Source organism: Pseudophaeobacter leonis (genome assembly GCF_002087335.1).
In the GTDB taxonomy this organism is placed as follows: domain Bacteria; phylum Pseudomonadota; class Alphaproteobacteria; order Rhodobacterales; family Rhodobacteraceae; genus Pseudophaeobacter; species Pseudophaeobacter leonis.
In genome coordinates this window covers 1-13,951 of sequence record NZ_MWVJ01000031.1, presented here as the reverse complement: position 1 = coordinate 13,951, position 13,951 = coordinate 1, and the positions used below count along the sequence as shown (strand labels likewise).

At 53.9% G+C, this 13,951-nt stretch carries 11 protein-coding genes and 3 pseudogenes; 9 read left to right on the top strand and 5 right to left on the bottom strand.

Translation table 11 applies throughout. The annotated features are described in order from the left end of the window. Nucleotides 1-88: 88 nt before the first annotated feature. The 3 genes from B4968_RS08195 to B4968_RS08185 all read left to right on the top strand — a co-directional run bounded on the left by B4968_RS08195 (nucleotide 89) and on the right by B4968_RS08185 (nucleotide 2,793). Nucleotides 89-721 carry a glutathione S-transferase family protein gene (locus B4968_RS08195; RefSeq protein ID WP_083098146.1) on the top strand — a complete coding sequence of 211 codons (633 nt, stop codon included), beginning with the start codon at nucleotides 89-91 and terminating at the stop codon, nucleotides 719-721. Nucleotides 722-791: 70 nt separating this feature from the next. Then, nucleotides 792-1,151, top strand: a complete 360-nt coding sequence (locus B4968_RS08190; protein ID WP_139792659.1) for a pyridoxamine 5'-phosphate oxidase family protein — start codon at nucleotides 792-794, stop codon at nucleotides 1,149-1,151. Nucleotides 1,152-1,155: 4 nt separating this feature from the next. After that, nucleotides 1,156-2,793 (top strand): FAD-binding oxidoreductase, encoded by a 1,638-nt coding sequence (locus B4968_RS08185; RefSeq protein ID WP_083098142.1) that lies wholly within the window; start codon nucleotides 1,156-1,158, stop codon nucleotides 2,791-2,793. A 769-nt stretch (nucleotides 2,794-3,562) separates the two neighbouring features. Here B4968_RS08185 and B4968_RS08175 read toward each other — a convergent pair. After that, nucleotides 3,563-4,048 (bottom strand): Hsp20/alpha crystallin family protein, encoded by a 486-nt coding sequence (locus tag B4968_RS08175; protein ID WP_083098138.1) that lies wholly within the window; start codon nucleotides 4,046-4,048, stop codon nucleotides 3,563-3,565. A gap of 238 nt (nucleotides 4,049-4,286) precedes the next feature. Here B4968_RS08175 and B4968_RS24230 point away from each other — a divergent pair. The 3 genes and pseudogenes from B4968_RS24230 to B4968_RS25165 all read left to right on the top strand — a co-directional run. Beyond that, nucleotides 4,287-4,584, top strand: a pseudogene (locus tag B4968_RS24230) (IS5/IS1182 family transposase); the annotation flags it as partial. Between the two features lie 117 nt (nucleotides 4,585-4,701). Beyond that, nucleotides 4,702-4,953, top strand: coding sequence for a CNNM domain-containing protein (locus tag B4968_RS25170; protein WP_161492557.1), 252 nt, complete (start codon nucleotides 4,702-4,704; stop codon nucleotides 4,951-4,953). Nucleotides 4,954-5,015: 62 nt separating this feature from the next. Continuing rightward, the gene (locus B4968_RS25165; RefSeq protein WP_139792657.1) at nucleotides 5,016-5,738 is read left to right on the top strand and encodes a hemolysin family protein; all 723 of its coding nucleotides are present in this window, start codon (nucleotides 5,016-5,018) and stop codon (nucleotides 5,736-5,738) included. A 253-nt stretch (nucleotides 5,739-5,991) separates the two neighbouring features. Here the strand turns inward: B4968_RS25165 and B4968_RS08160 are convergent, their stop codons facing one another. Then, a complete protein-coding gene (locus B4968_RS08160) occupies nucleotides 5,992-6,519 on the bottom strand; it encodes a universal stress protein (protein ID WP_161492556.1) in 528 nt (175 codons plus the stop codon). Between the two features lie 482 nt (nucleotides 6,520-7,001). Between B4968_RS08160 and B4968_RS23000 the strand changes: the two are divergent. Further along, nucleotides 7,002-7,295 (top strand): annotated as a pseudogene (locus B4968_RS23000) (IS110 family transposase); the annotation flags it as partial. On the opposite strand, the pseudogene B4968_RS08150 reads toward B4968_RS23000, so the two are convergent. Further along, nucleotides 7,287-7,832: pseudogene (locus tag B4968_RS08150) on the bottom strand (IS3 family transposase); the annotation flags it as partial. The pseudogenes B4968_RS23000 and B4968_RS08150 overlap by 9 nt on opposite strands. A gap of 292 nt (nucleotides 7,833-8,124) precedes the next feature. Next, nucleotides 8,125-9,942 carry a BCCT family transporter gene (locus tag B4968_RS08145; RefSeq protein ID WP_083098128.1) on the bottom strand — a complete coding sequence of 606 codons (1,818 nt, stop codon included), beginning with the start codon at nucleotides 9,940-9,942 and terminating at the stop codon, nucleotides 8,125-8,127. A 359-nt stretch (nucleotides 9,943-10,301) separates the two neighbouring features. On the opposite strand from B4968_RS08145, the gene B4968_RS08140 reads away from it, so the two are divergent. Next, entirely contained in the window at nucleotides 10,302-11,237 is a 936-nt protein-coding gene (locus B4968_RS08140; protein WP_083098126.1) for a patatin-like phospholipase family protein, read from the top strand. A 792-nt stretch (nucleotides 11,238-12,029) separates the two neighbouring features. On the opposite strand, the gene B4968_RS08135 is transcribed toward B4968_RS08140, so the two are convergent. After that, a complete protein-coding gene (locus B4968_RS08135) occupies nucleotides 12,030-13,124 on the bottom strand; it encodes a hypothetical protein (RefSeq protein ID WP_083098124.1) in 1,095 nt (364 codons plus the stop codon). A gap of 488 nt (nucleotides 13,125-13,612) precedes the next feature. Here B4968_RS08135 and B4968_RS08130 point away from each other — a divergent pair, with 488 nt between their 5' ends. Further along, the gene (locus tag B4968_RS08130) at nucleotides 13,613-13,861 is read left to right on the top strand and encodes a hypothetical protein (RefSeq protein ID WP_083098122.1); all 249 of its coding nucleotides are present in this window, start codon (nucleotides 13,613-13,615) and stop codon (nucleotides 13,859-13,861) included. Nucleotides 13,862-13,951: the final 90 nt, after the last annotated feature.

The window sequence follows — 13,951 nt, the reverse complement described above, 5'->3', positions numbered from 1 at the left end:
AAAATGGTATATTATCGCCGCAATGCGCTCAAGCTATCTCTTTCCTCACCGCCGGAGACATCCTCTGGCACAATCAGAGGAACATAACATGGCTAACGCAGTTCGTATTCACAGTTTCCCCCTTTCCGGTCACGCCCACCGCGTGGTTCTGTTCGCAGGTCTTGCAGGTATCAATCACGAGGTCATCAATGTTGATCTTGCTGGCGGCGCGCATAAATCGGAAGCCTTTCTCGCTAAGAACCCAGCTGGTCAGGTGCCAATGATTGAAGATGGCGAAACTGTCATCAGCGATAGCAACGCCATTTTGGTCTACTTGGCGCGTAAATACGCCCCATCCTACATTCCCAAGGATCCAGTCGGCGAAGCAGAAGTGCAAAAGTTCTTGACGCTGGCAGCTGGTGAATTGGCCTTTGGTCCGGCCGCTGCACGTCTGATCAATGTCTTTAAGGCTCCACTTGATAAAGACTTTACACACGCCACTGCAGCCAGATTTTTGGGCAAATTGGACGCACACCTTGAAGGGCGCGACTGGCTGGTTGGCGAGGCGCCAACAATCGCAGATGTGGCAATCTACAGCTATACGGCACACGCACCAGAAGGCGACGTTTCACTTGAGCCCTACGCGAATGTGCGCCGCCTATTGGCCAACATCGAAGCGCTGGACGGATTTATTCCGATGCCGTCAACGGCAGTTGGGCTGAGCGCTGAACAAGCAGCGTAACCACCGTGGACCTAACTGTTGCTCTCTGCGGTTAGGTCCACCACTTTCTCTCTCGCACACGAGGTTTGCCATGAACGCTCCGACTTCAAGTCCATTGTCCCCTTTCCACAAGGGCGAACGCGAAATGCAAGACCGTGCAGGCAAGCGAGGGCCTCTGGAAGCTTTTGGCAAGATCGCCATCCGCCCATTCATGCCGGATCAACACCGTGCTTTTTATGAACAGATCCCATTTATCGTGATGGGCAGTGTAGATGGTGATGGATGGCCATGGGCGTCAATGCTGGCAGGTGGTACGAATTTCATAACTTCGCCCAACAACCAACGTCTTGATCTGAACGCCCGACCTTTGGAGGACGACCCGCAAAGCGCAAACTTACAGGCTGGTTCGCCTGTTGGCCTTCTTGGGATCGAGCTGTCGACGCCGCCGTAACCGGATGAACGCGACCGTTAGGGCCATATCCGGCGGGGTCATTTCGCTTGATGTTGTGCAATCGTTTGGGAACTGCCCGCAATACATCCAAACCCGAGACATTCGCTTTGTGCGGGACGCCGATGCAGCGGTTAAACGGGCTCCGACAGATAAATTCTCAAACTTGGATGCCGCTGTACAGGCATTCATCGCGCAAGCGAATTCATTCTACGTGGCCAGTGCGTCTGATGTGGCCGAAAACCCAATGGCAAAAGGTGTCGACGTCTCACACCGCGGTGGTCAATCTGGGTTTCTTAAGGTTGAGGGCAACACGATCCTCGTCCCTGACTTCTCGGGCAATAATTTCTTCAACACGATGGGAAACTTCCTGGTGAACCCCAAGGCTGGCTTACTATTTCCAGACTTTAGCACAGGGGATTTGTTGATGCTGACCGGCACCACAGAGGTTTTGGACGCAGACGCACCCGAGATTGCGGGCTTCAAAGGGGCAGAACGTGGTTGGCGCTTTACCCTTGATCATGGCGTTCGCATTCACGACGCTTTGCCGTTTCGCGCAGACTTCACACAGTGGTCGCCCAATAGTCTTATGGCTGATACCTGGACCCAAGCCGAAGCACGCAAAAAGGCTGAAGCCGCACGGAATGCCTGGCGCATGCTCCGCGTCGTCGCCATAAAGGACGAAAGCAGCGTCATCCGCTCGTTCAAGTTTGAGGCTGCTGACGATCAGCCGCTTCTCTCATTTGAAGCAGGCCAATTTTTGACAATCCGGGTCAGGCCTGATGATGCCGATCCGCAGACCAGAACCTATACGGTGTCCTCTGCCCCCGACGATAACGGCTATCGCATTTCGGTCAAACGCGAACGTGGCGGAGTGGTGTCCAACTACCTGCATGACAAGCTCAAAGTTGGCGCCGTCATTGAGGCCAAGGCACCGAAGGGTGCATTCTATATCGACGCTTTGGACAAACTCCCTGCGGTTCTGTTTGCGGGCGGCGTTGGGGTAACACCGATGATGTCAATGACGCGGCACGTTATGAACGAAGGCGTGCGCATGCGCTACACCCGCCCGTTGACCGTTTTTCACGCAGCGCAGACCACGGATCAGCGCGCCTTTTTGGATGAGTTCCGCGCGGCGGAAACGCAGACTGGCGGCAAGATTAGATATGTTTCGTTTATCAGTCGGCCTGAGGACAAAGAGATCGAAGGTGTTGATTTCGACGCGTCCGGATACATCACGCCTGAACTTATCCAAAGCCAGCTCTCCTTTGATGATTATGACTTCTTCCTTTGCGGCCCGCCTCCGTTCATGCAAGCGGTCTATGACGCGCTGCGTGACCTCGGCGCGCGTGACGCTGTCATCTTTGCTGAGGCCTTTGGGCCCGCTGCACTGACCCGCCGCCCCGATAAAGGAGCAGCAACGTCTGAAGCAGAACCAGAAGCCGATAGTGCTGTGATTAAGTTCGGCCAATCGGGACATGAACAGCTTTGGGAAAAGGGGGACGCAACCTTGCTAGAGACTGCCGAAGCCCACGGCATCACGCCCCCGTTTTCCTGTCGCAGCGGATCATGCGGTAGCTGCCTCACCAAAAAGCTGTCGGGTAACGTACCTGGGCTTGACCCCAAGGAGATACCAATCTGGTGAAACAGATTGGTCAGTGCGCATCTCAAAACGCGGGGATGGGGCCATGCGCAAACTGCTTTATGAGGCAGCAAATATCTTGATCCAACGGGTGTCGCGCGTCTCACCGCTCAAAGCATGGGCAATGCGGCTTGTCGCACGAAGGGGAAATGAAAAAAGCCATCGTTGCGACGTCGCGAAAACTGGCTGTCATCCTGACCCGCATTTGGCGCGATGGTACGACCTTCGCCTGGGCCAAAGAGGAGCTGCCTGCATGAGATAGCCCAACCGAATACGCCCGTCCGGGTGTAAAGACGTCCCCCCTCTCGGCAGATTGCTATGCAATCGCCTGCCGGGCAATGATCGGGACGGTGGCCGGATGACCTCGTTGTCGAATTTCGATGCGCCTGAACTCAGGCGACCTCGCAGCGGACCTTTTTGAGGCACCAGTCCCCGACGCCATTATGAGGCGGCAACGCCGACCTCGGAGAGAACCATGAACCCGATGAGACCCAAATATACCCTTGAACTAGCGGCCGCAGATAGAGAACCTTCGCCACAAGGGCGGCCAGGATAGAGGTGAGACGATGCCGCCGTTCGCCGTAAGCGCGAAGAAGGCGTGTCTCCAAGAATTAGACCTGCAGTACGGTCGGTAGTCTCAAACACGACCCCCGAACCACGCGCAGTGCTTCGAGGGTATGATCACTCCGCTGACAGGCGCTCGGTTCGGGCAGACGCTCGTCTCCTGCCCCCCCCTTTACATCACTCAAATACATCACTCAAATCTGCAACTTTAGTCGCCGGATTTGATTTCGACCTTTTTGGCCTTGCTCACAGCCTCCGGCGGCTTGGGGATTATGACGGATAGAACGCCCGCCTTCACCGAAGCGTCGACCTTATCGGGGTCAATGTCAAAAGGCAGCGTCATGGAGCGGTGGAACGAACCAGAGCGGCGTTCAATGCGGTGGAATTCGCGCCCCTCTTCTTCGCCCTTCTCTTCGTTTTCCGATTTTTTTTCGCCCTTAATGGAAATGCGGTTGCCGGTGATTTCGACATCGATGTCTTTCATTTCGATGCCAGGCAGTTCAGCGGTGATGCAGATTTCCTTGTCGGTTTCGCTAAGATTTGAACGCACCGAAAAGCCTTCAGTTTTCGACTGCATGCCAGTGTCAAAATCATCCATCAAAGAGTCGATCTGTTTGCGAAGCGCGCCAAACGGACCATCGGCATCGGCCTGTTTGCCGAACCATGCTGTGGGTAGCCAATCACTGTTTGCCATCTTTTTCCCTCCATTTTGAATAGCTGATGAGCTGCTGATGAGCTGAAGGTTTCATGCAAAGGAGTTCTGGCTATGACATAAATCATTTTCTCGGAGAATGGGCTCGAAGCTGCCTTGCGGTTTTGTTGCACAAATTGCGCCTCAAGGATTCACCGCATGAATCCAGCTTGGTGCGCTGTCAATCTGATTTGACTGATCAGTGCTAGACTTTGGCAACTTGTGTCCGCAGCAGTAGGCGTTGACAGTCGCTATCCCCTATCGGGGCTCACTGGGGTCGCTAAATCTGTTCGTCGATAGTACTACGCGCCTTAAAAGTTAAGGGCGAACGGGGGGGGGGGAACGCTCGCAGGCATGGCGGTCCTGAACGCCGCCTCCGGTGCAGGATACACATTGGTATTGATGAGAAAACACTGCAGTTACGGGCAATTGAGGTCATGATTCACAGCATTGGTGACGCCCCCATCTTACCTGATCTGCTCAACCAGCTCCCGCCAGATCAAGAAATGGGAAGTGTCACTGGGGACAGGGCTTGCGATGTACTTTACCTGGTGCGAAACAGGCGGCAAATAGTCGAATGCGAACCGCGCGCTGTCAGGCTACAATATGCTCACGATCATCCGCGCCATGATAACTATTTCGCATTGGACCCAATCATGTTTCTGGAGATAATCCTTATACTGTTTCTGATCGGCTTGAATGGCCTGCTGGCCATGTCCGAACTGGCGGTGGTCTCGTCGCGGCCTGCGCGGCTGAGAGCGCGCGCCAAGCATGGAGACAGCGGTGCTCGAGTCGCGCTTGACCTTGCGGAAGATCCAGGAAAATTCCTCTCGACCGTCCAGATCGGCATCACGCTGGGGGGTGTCCTGCAGGGGCATTCTCGGGGGCCACGATCGGTTTGCGGCTAGCCGAAGCGCTTCCCGAACTCGGCGTTCCAGAGGCTGCGGCCAACGAGACCGGAGTGGGACTCGTGGTTGTCATCATCACCTATCTGTCGCTCATCATAGGCGAACTTGTCCCGAAACAGATCGCGCTGGCCGCGCCGGAACGCGTGGCCAGCCGCGTGGCGCCCGCGATGCTCGCGCTGTCCCGCGTCGCCGCGCCGGTGGTCTGGCTGCTCGACCGCTCTGGTAAGCTCGTCCTGCGCCTCATCGGCCAGTCGGGCAGACGCGAAACCTCCGTCAGCGACGAGGATATCCGGACGATGCTGTCCGAGGCGGTCGGCGTCGGTGTCATCCACCGGGCTGAGAAGGAGCTGATCGGCGGCGTGATGCGGTTCTCCGACTGTCGCGCGCGGAGCCTGATGACCCCGCGCCGTGACGTCGAGATCGCCGGGATCACCGAAACATACGCCGAAATTCTCGCACGCTTCCAGGTGTCAGGGCGCTCGCGTCTGCCGCTCCGGCGGGGAGGGCCGGACGACATTATCGGCGTTCTCCATAGCCGCGATCTGCTCGAGACGACGGAAACGGAGTTCGATGCGCTGACGCTCATGCGCTCGGCCCCCGTGATTCAGGAGACCCTTCCCGCTCTCGACGTAATCGACTGGCTGCGCAAGTCGCCCATCCACATGCTACTCGTCTACGATGAATACGGGCATTTCGAGGGGATCATAACGCCCATGGACGTGCTCGGCGCGATTGCAGGCGGATTTGACGAAATCGAAACCGAGGCCCCCAAAGACGCGACGTGAACCAGGGCAGGATGGCACTGGCATAGAGGCCGACCAAGAGGATACAGGCGGGCCAGAATGGGATCATCCAGCCGAAATAGAGCAGTCGCGTCTAGCGGATACCTCGGGTATGCCCCTCCGCGATGATACGGGTTATCAGCTGTGGCTGGCTCAGGGTCCTGAGACCTCCAGCCACGAAAGCCAATATTTTTCCCGCCTTAATTGCTTGACCGCATGGCAAAGGCAGCATCTGCGAGCATTGGAACTCAGCACGTCAGCGGACAGTCACGACTGTACATTCAGCCTGCTGATTGACCTTCTGAGAAACACTTCCCTGAACAATCCTTCGTAGTTTGCCCAGACCTCGCTGGCCAACTACAATCATATCTGCTCCGACATCTTTGGCCATTTCGAGAATGCCTTCGTCGTAGTCGCCGTTCACCACACGGGTTGAAACATCCTTCGCACCGATTTCTTTCGCGCGGCGTGCAGCACGTGCGGCGATTTCTTCGCCCATTACTGCGAGTGCGCGCTCCTTGTCTGCTCCGGAGAGAGTGCCCGTGAACAAGGCGTCCATGTTAGACGGGATGTCGGCGATATCCAGTCTTGCCTCAGTGGCCGTGTAACGAACCATGTGCTCTGCCTCGGCCATCCGGTTCAGCTCCTCCGCCCGAGCGCCATGTTGCAAAACATGTCCAACGGTCATCGGTACGTCAAGCCTGGCTGCCAAATTCGCAGCAAGTTCAACCGCGCGGCCCGCAGTCTCCGATCCGTCCGTCGCTACGAGAATATTGGAAATCATGTCACTCTCTCCCTTTTCACTATTGCTCAGATTGAGGGACACACCGTTCAGACGCATTGACGCAGGTCAATTGGCTCGGGAGCCTAGCCCGGGAAGTGAAAAAGGATCGTTTTGTCCCGGACCTGGCTCATTCGTCCCTGAAACATCGCTGCGGTTTGGCTCAACGGCGGCATATCTCGCCGCGCTGTAGCGACGTTTTTCGAGCAGCTGCAAAGCCGATTTCTCTGCGCGCGCAGCATAGTTTCGATGGATCTGCAATGGGCTCAAACCTGCCTTGAAGAGGCGCGGCTGAATCTCGGCTTTGGGGCGGCTGGCCAGAGTTTTCAAAGATGCCGTAATAGGGTTCGTCGCAAAACCTCACTGTTGTGAATTGCCATCTGGAAGCAGTTGAAGTGTCGTTTCCCCTGACACGTCTGAAGCGTGTCACCGGGGTCTTTCCGTTTGGGGTGCCCCAATTTTCTTTGCGTAGAAAGGGCAACAACATGGATATCTATATCGGTTTGGATGTTTCACTGGCAAGCACCGCAGTCTGCGTGCTGTCCTCTCATGGAAAGGTGGCCAAGGAGATTATAGCTCTCAGTGAGCCCGACGACCTAGAGCGGGCGTTGCGATCTTTGCGCGGTACTGTTGATGCGGTCGGCTTAGATGCAGGGCCGCTGTCGCAATGGCTCTATCGCCATCTCACTGAAGCGGGGTTCGATACAGTCTTGATGGAAACACGAGAGGTGAAGGGGGCGCTGAAGGCGATGACGATCAAAACCGACAGGCGGGACGCCGCGTAGGATAAATAGGTCTGTCAGAGCGTCGATGACCTCAGTCGAGTTCAGCTTTCGTTTCACCCGGATAGCAAGGCATTCTCGGCTGTGTTCATCCAAGATGTTGAGTGTCCCGAACGCTCTGCCATCATCGGTTCGATGGTGAACAAAGTCGTATGACCAAACATGGTTGCGATACTCGGGACGCAGCTGGACGCATGACCCATCATTCATCCCGAGCCGCCCCTTCTTTGGTTGCTTCATCGGCACTTTAAGCCCCTCACGTCGCCATAGGCGCTCCACACGTTTGTCATTCACCTGCCAGCCTGCGTCTCTCAACAGGGCAGCAACTCGACGCCTCTCGGCGATTGCCTGAAATCGCCTGTCTGCCAGTGGGTAGCCATATCGACCAAATTGGCGCGTCAGCTCGATCATATCCTCGACCAAGCGTTCTTCGTCAGCGCGTCCACGTGGTAATCGGCGTTGTGTGGATCGGTGCTGGCCCAGAACGCGACAAACCCGACGTTCAGAAACCTTGAACAGACTACGAACATACTCACGTGAAATCTGCCATTCATGCGCCGTGAAGCAATGGTTGTTTTGGGCTCACAGCTGCCATTCGGCTGGCAAGCTCTGGAAGTGCTGTATTAGAAACGTCGCACTTCCGTAGTCAGCTCAATAGTCTCCTAGATCCAAGCCAGGACAGCGGAAAATAGACACTGGCGTCCATTTGAAGCGTTGGCAACGGACCAGAAGAGATATTCGCAACTGGCAGGAATGTCAGTTGAACTGAAACGTAAAAAGAGGCGCCGTACAGGACGCCTCTCCCAAACCTACATGGCTGTCTAATCTAGTCAGTAGAAGATGACAGAGCCTCCCGTTTCCCGTCACGGAAAAGCGCTTTTATCAGAGCTAGACACATTAGGCCCATCACTACGGTAAATGGTAGCGCCCCAATAATCATGGCACTTTTCAAGGCCTCCATTGGATCGGCTCCACCATTGGTCTTGCCAGCGATAAGAAGCGCGCCGATTACAAACGTTAGCAAAACACCCCAAACGATACGATGTTTGATACCAGTGTCCTGCTCACCACCTGACATGATTGTATTCATCACCAGAATTCCCGAGTCCGCAGATGTGACCAGGAATGTCATGATTAAGACCACGCTCATGATAGTGATCCCGGACAGGAACCCGCCGGAAATCATTTCCCCAAGCGTGACAAAAAGCTTGGATGTGTTGGATGCGCCGATAATTACACCTTTGGCTGCGCCGCTCAGCTCAAGATCAATGGCTGTGCCGCCCAGAATGGTCATCCAGGCAAAGCAGACCATCGCGGGTGCAAAGACGCAGCCTATGATGAATTCGCGTACGGTGCGACCTCTGGAGATCCGGGCAAGAAACAGACCCACAAAGGGTGAGAAGGCAATCCACCAGGCCCAATAGAAGGTTGTCCAGCCAGCCTGCCAGCCAAACTGACGTCCTTCATTACCAGATTCATACACCGCAGCCAGAGTTTCCGCTGGAAGCTCCGCTGCCGCGCCTGTCAGCCCGCCAACAAACCCATCATAGGAACCCCAGGCATTTGTGGCTCCTGCTTTAAGGTCGCCAGCCAATGGTTTTGCTGCCTCAGGCAAGGCTGCAGCAAATGCGTCTGCTGATTGCGGACCGTATGCGCCAAAGCTGAGTGATGCAAAGTTCAGGACATAGTCAACAAAGGCGCTGGCATAAGTCGTCATGGCAAATAGGAACGAGCCGAACACAACAAAGGTCAACAGCAGGATGACCGACAGCACCAGGTTCAGGTTAGACAGATACTTTACGCCGCGTCCTACGCCCGACACAGCCGATATGATCGACAATCCCATGATAACAACGAGACCTGAAATCAGACCAACAGTTCCCGGCGCGGGTGCGTCACCGGTCATGTCCATCATCCATTCCATGCCTGAAATTGCATAGACACCGTCAATGAATTGGCTGACACCAAACCCAATCGTCACAGAAACCCCAAGAATGGTTGCGACAACCCCCAAGACATCAACTACATGCCCAAGAATACCGTTCACCCATTTGCCAAACAAAGGTGTTAACGCTGAGCGAATTGTCAGTGGCATATCCCGTGTATAGGCGTAGTAGGCCAGTGACAGCCCGGTTACGACATAAATAGCCCAGGCATGAAACCCGTAGTGCAAAAAGGTGTAGCGGTAGCCTGACTGCAGAGCTTCGGCGGTGTTACCTTCAACGACCCCAGAAACAACCAGCGGGTTTGACCCCCAAAGGCCCAAAGGTTCGGCAGTCGCAAATACCATTAGGCCAACACCCAGACCCGCTCCAAACATCATTGAAAACCATGAGAAGTTTGAGAACTCCGGGGCTTCTCCATTTCGGCCCATGACCCGCTTCCCTGTTTGCGGTAGGGCTGCAACGACCAGCAAAAAGAACGCAAAGAAGCCAACCACAATGATGTAGAATGCGTTAAAATCTTCAAGAATTCGCCAGTTGAGGCTCCCTAGAACACCATTGGCATTTGCGGGCCAGATCAAAGCCCAAATCACCAGCGCGACGATGATCCCCTTACTCAGCAAAGCGATTTCGACGCTGTGCCCTTCGTAAAAACCTGATCCGGCCTTTTTAATTTCAAGATCTGTAAATGGCTGTTTCATTTATGCTAGCCCCTCCCTGAGCGCATTTGAAGTATGCGAAAAATCGTGCGGTATGTGCACGTCAGATTCAGGTTCAATTGCGACACTATGGCGGGTAATGCCGCCCCTACATCGCTAAAACTGGTGTTGCCAAGGTTGGCGGGGGGTGTGTCAGCCGGTAGGTTGCTCAGTCGCACTTGATAAAAGAATCCGTAACTTGGTTACATAACATGCTGGTAACAAGCCCCACCTGTTTGTTTCTCTGGAGTTGGAGGGAGTGGACTGGTATCGCTGGTTTTCATTCTTGTTTCGGTATTGATCGACAATCGGCGATACCAACGAGCACAAGAACGGGCGTATGTTTGAGGTGGATAGCTTGCATGGCAAAACCGATTATTGGTCTGGCCCTTGGAGGTGGCGCGGCGCGCGGTATGGCTCATATTGGCGTTCTTGATGTGCTTGATGAAGCGGGCATAGAGCCCGATGTAATTGCCGGCTGTTCGATTGGTTCATTTGTTGGTGCGGCCTATTTGACCGGACATCTGAGCGATGTTCGCGACTGGGCAGAGGCTGTGACTTGGCATGATGTTGCCAAACTGCTTGATGTTTCGCTCAGTGGCGGTGGATTGATCGCGGGTAAGCTGATCGAACAACTCATGGCCGATCTGGGGATCACTGGAAATATCGCGGATCTGAGCAAGCCCTTTGCATCGGTTGCGACCGACTATCTCACAGGCCGGGAGGAATGGCACCGCAGCGGTCCTATCGGCAAAGCGGTCCGCGCCTCAATGTCGGTGCCCGGAATACTGACACCAGTGAATATTGACGGAGACTGGTTCGTTGATGGCGGTCTCGTCAATCCGGTACCTGTGTCAACCTGCCGGGCGCTTGGTGCCAACATTATCATTGCGGTCAATCTCAATGGTGATCTTGTTGGTCGACGTGAACTCCCTTCCAAGACTGATAAGAAGATCCCCGCTCATCTGGAAATTGTAGAGAGGGCGATCTCCGCCATACCCGATAAATGGCGACCCAATACCGCAGAAGTGGTGAATGAGTTTCTGAGGCCGAAACCAACCAAACCCGGCTACTTCGACGTTCTGTTCAACTCCCTCAACATCATGCAAGACCGAATTACCCGTTCGCGACTCGCAGGGGAACCGCCTCATGTGATGATTACGCCACATCTGACTTCCATGGGAATACTGGATTTCGATCAGTCTAAATTGGCAATTGAGGAAGGGAGAAAATGCGCGCGTTATGCGCTGCCTGAGATTAATCGGCTGCTTTTGCTTTCAGGCGAAGATTTCTCTTAAACTCCGGTTGAATACGACACGACACCGGACCAGAAAATTTTACCCGTCACATATGTCGGCTCCGGACCAAAAGTGTCAGTAGCCTCAATCGTCAGCCGTTCAAATTGCGACGCATTTGCCGGGTCGACTAAGGGCTCGAAGCTGCCTTGCGGCGCTGCAGCGTGTGGTTTTCACCGACACTCTGTCGCCGGTCTGATCGGCACACCTAGTTGACTGCTGTCAGCCCAAAGCGGCCCAACAGCCATTGGCACGAACCTGCGATAGCTGACCTTGGCCACGCACGTCGTGAACTGGTAAGGAGCGGGGCATTGCAGACCTTCGCTGTACATGCACACATGTGCGGTTTGACAAACCGTTCAACAAGCGATCATTTGTGGATGGGGTGCTGACGTATAGCAGGGTAAACAGCTATAACAGAAACATTATCTTGTTTTAGATCGTTTTGACGTTCCCAATTACTTACGGAAAAGTCGGTCCTGCAAATGACGACAGAAGTTCCGAACCTCGTCATCCACTATCAAGAACGCTTGTCGACAAAGTCCCGATATCTATTTCAATCGAGAGCTTGGGGATTAGTTTATTGGCCGCTTTTATAGAAAGTCTTTATGGTTTTTTGCTGAAAAAAAGAAGGGGACGCAACCCATTGAGCCGCGCCCTCTGTCGCTCATTGTGGCTGGCTAAGCTGCCAGTGGAAATCGACATCATATTGACCGCCATCGCCCACCATCACCATGGTCTGAGTGACGGACCGTGACGCCCCATAAAAGGGCCAACCGAAAAATGTCTCGGGCATTAGCCTAAGAGTGGGTCGTCATTGATGTCAAAAATGTCATCGTAATTCTGCCAATTAGTGATTAAAATGTAGATGGGACCGATCAAGCCGATGATTGTGCCGACCACGGCACCAATGACGGCACCAACAGGACCAGCCAAAGCGCCAAAGCCCGCGCCAACGACCCCGCTGACGGTTCCCATTGCAAGTGCGCCAAACACCTCTAGAAAAATCTGGCCAATATTTGGACGTAATTCAGTGACCAGATCGCTCATGAATGTCCCGAAGCCTCCGCTCGGATCTGTTTCGGCCATTGTGAACAGAACGCTGACCAAATACGGGTTTTGCATTCCGGTTAAATCGAACTCGGCGTGAACACGGTCAGGGTTGTATTCGATCACTTCGTTGCGCCGAAACTGGCCAACGGCGACTGGTGGGATAACAACAGGATCAGCGACAGGCGGCTGTGGGTTATTGGGGTCAGTCAGCGGGCCCTGAAACATTGCACCACTGATTGAAATCTCGTCAGCGCCCGCTTCACCATTGGTGGTGTCTCGCGACACGACACGTTCGACCATCATCCGCAATCTTCTGTAGGGCACCAACGTAGGCTGGGGATCAGGCGAGGGCACCTGAAAGATCCCGGGGATATTCCGAGGCTTTTCCTCTGGCTTAAGGGGTTCAATACAATAGAAATCAGCCAAGAATGCCATGAGGATTTCGTAAAGCTCGCTGCCTTTCTTGACCGCTTTTAGCTCCATGTAGGGTTGCATCGCCTTTTCTAGAAAGACCTTTATTTCCGAGCGTTCACTGATCGGCGTCTTAGCCTTTGGGTCTACGACGCGCTTCATCATCACACGTTCAGACGATGAAAGGGTACGGCGGGTTTTGACGTCTTGTGACATAAGCTGTTGGACCAGTTTGCGTCTTAACCTGCGCGGCATCTGCTCCTTTTGACGTGACAAAATTCGGGCCATCGGGCTGATTTTCACCATCGAACCGGGCTCAGCCAGCAAGACTTCTGCTAACTCGGCTTGATAGTGAAGTTGAAAAGCCCGCGCGATTGCTGCGCCGCGTTCTGAAAGGCAGCGTTTCCGCCGAAACTCGTTATCCATTATATTCTCCATTAAGAAATATCTTAAAACTAGTAAACGAGTCGATCATGCCGGATTTAAATTTCAACTTCAAGGCTGTGTACTCTGAGAGCGTATCATACGCTGACTTTAAGGTTCACCAACAGCTCGCGTGGTAATCATTTTATCTAGATTTTTTGGCGAATTTCTATACCGTAAGTCTGATAGATCTGTATTTCGATGTAGCGTTGCCTTTGAAAACGGTGACTTCAATAGAGGCTCCTTGTTGGCACAGTTGGCACTTTGATTTTGGTCGTTACTGGCCAAAAATTTCTGTCCCAACAGTTTTCGCATGTGTCGGGTGGACGATAAAAACTTTAGTGGAAACCCCGTTCAAAACCTAAGTACTTGCTGAAGGTTTTTGACTGTCCTTCGTTAGCAGACATGGCGTATCTGCGGCGAATCCAGCTGTGAGGTTTCAAACATCGCTATTTTTGATGGAGAAACCCTGAAGGCGGAGGAGAACGACCATGAAACGCTACGTTGGATTTGATGTCGCCCAAAAGGAATGTGGCCTTTGCATTGTGGATGATGCGGGCACGATCTTGTTTGAGGGGACCTTTGTGACTGACCCTGATGAAATTATTGGCATGATAGCTTCTGCAGTTAAGGACGTTGAGAAGATCGTCCACGAGTCCGGCCCGCTGTCGACCTGGTTAACACGAGAACTGGTTAACACGAGAACTGGTCAAGCGAGGCGCACCCGTGGTCTGCATTGATGCGCGGGCAGCTCATAAGGTTTTGTCAGTGTGAGCGATATCTGAACCGCGACTCTTGTTGGGTCAGGGTAGGGCTGTCATCGCGTTTCC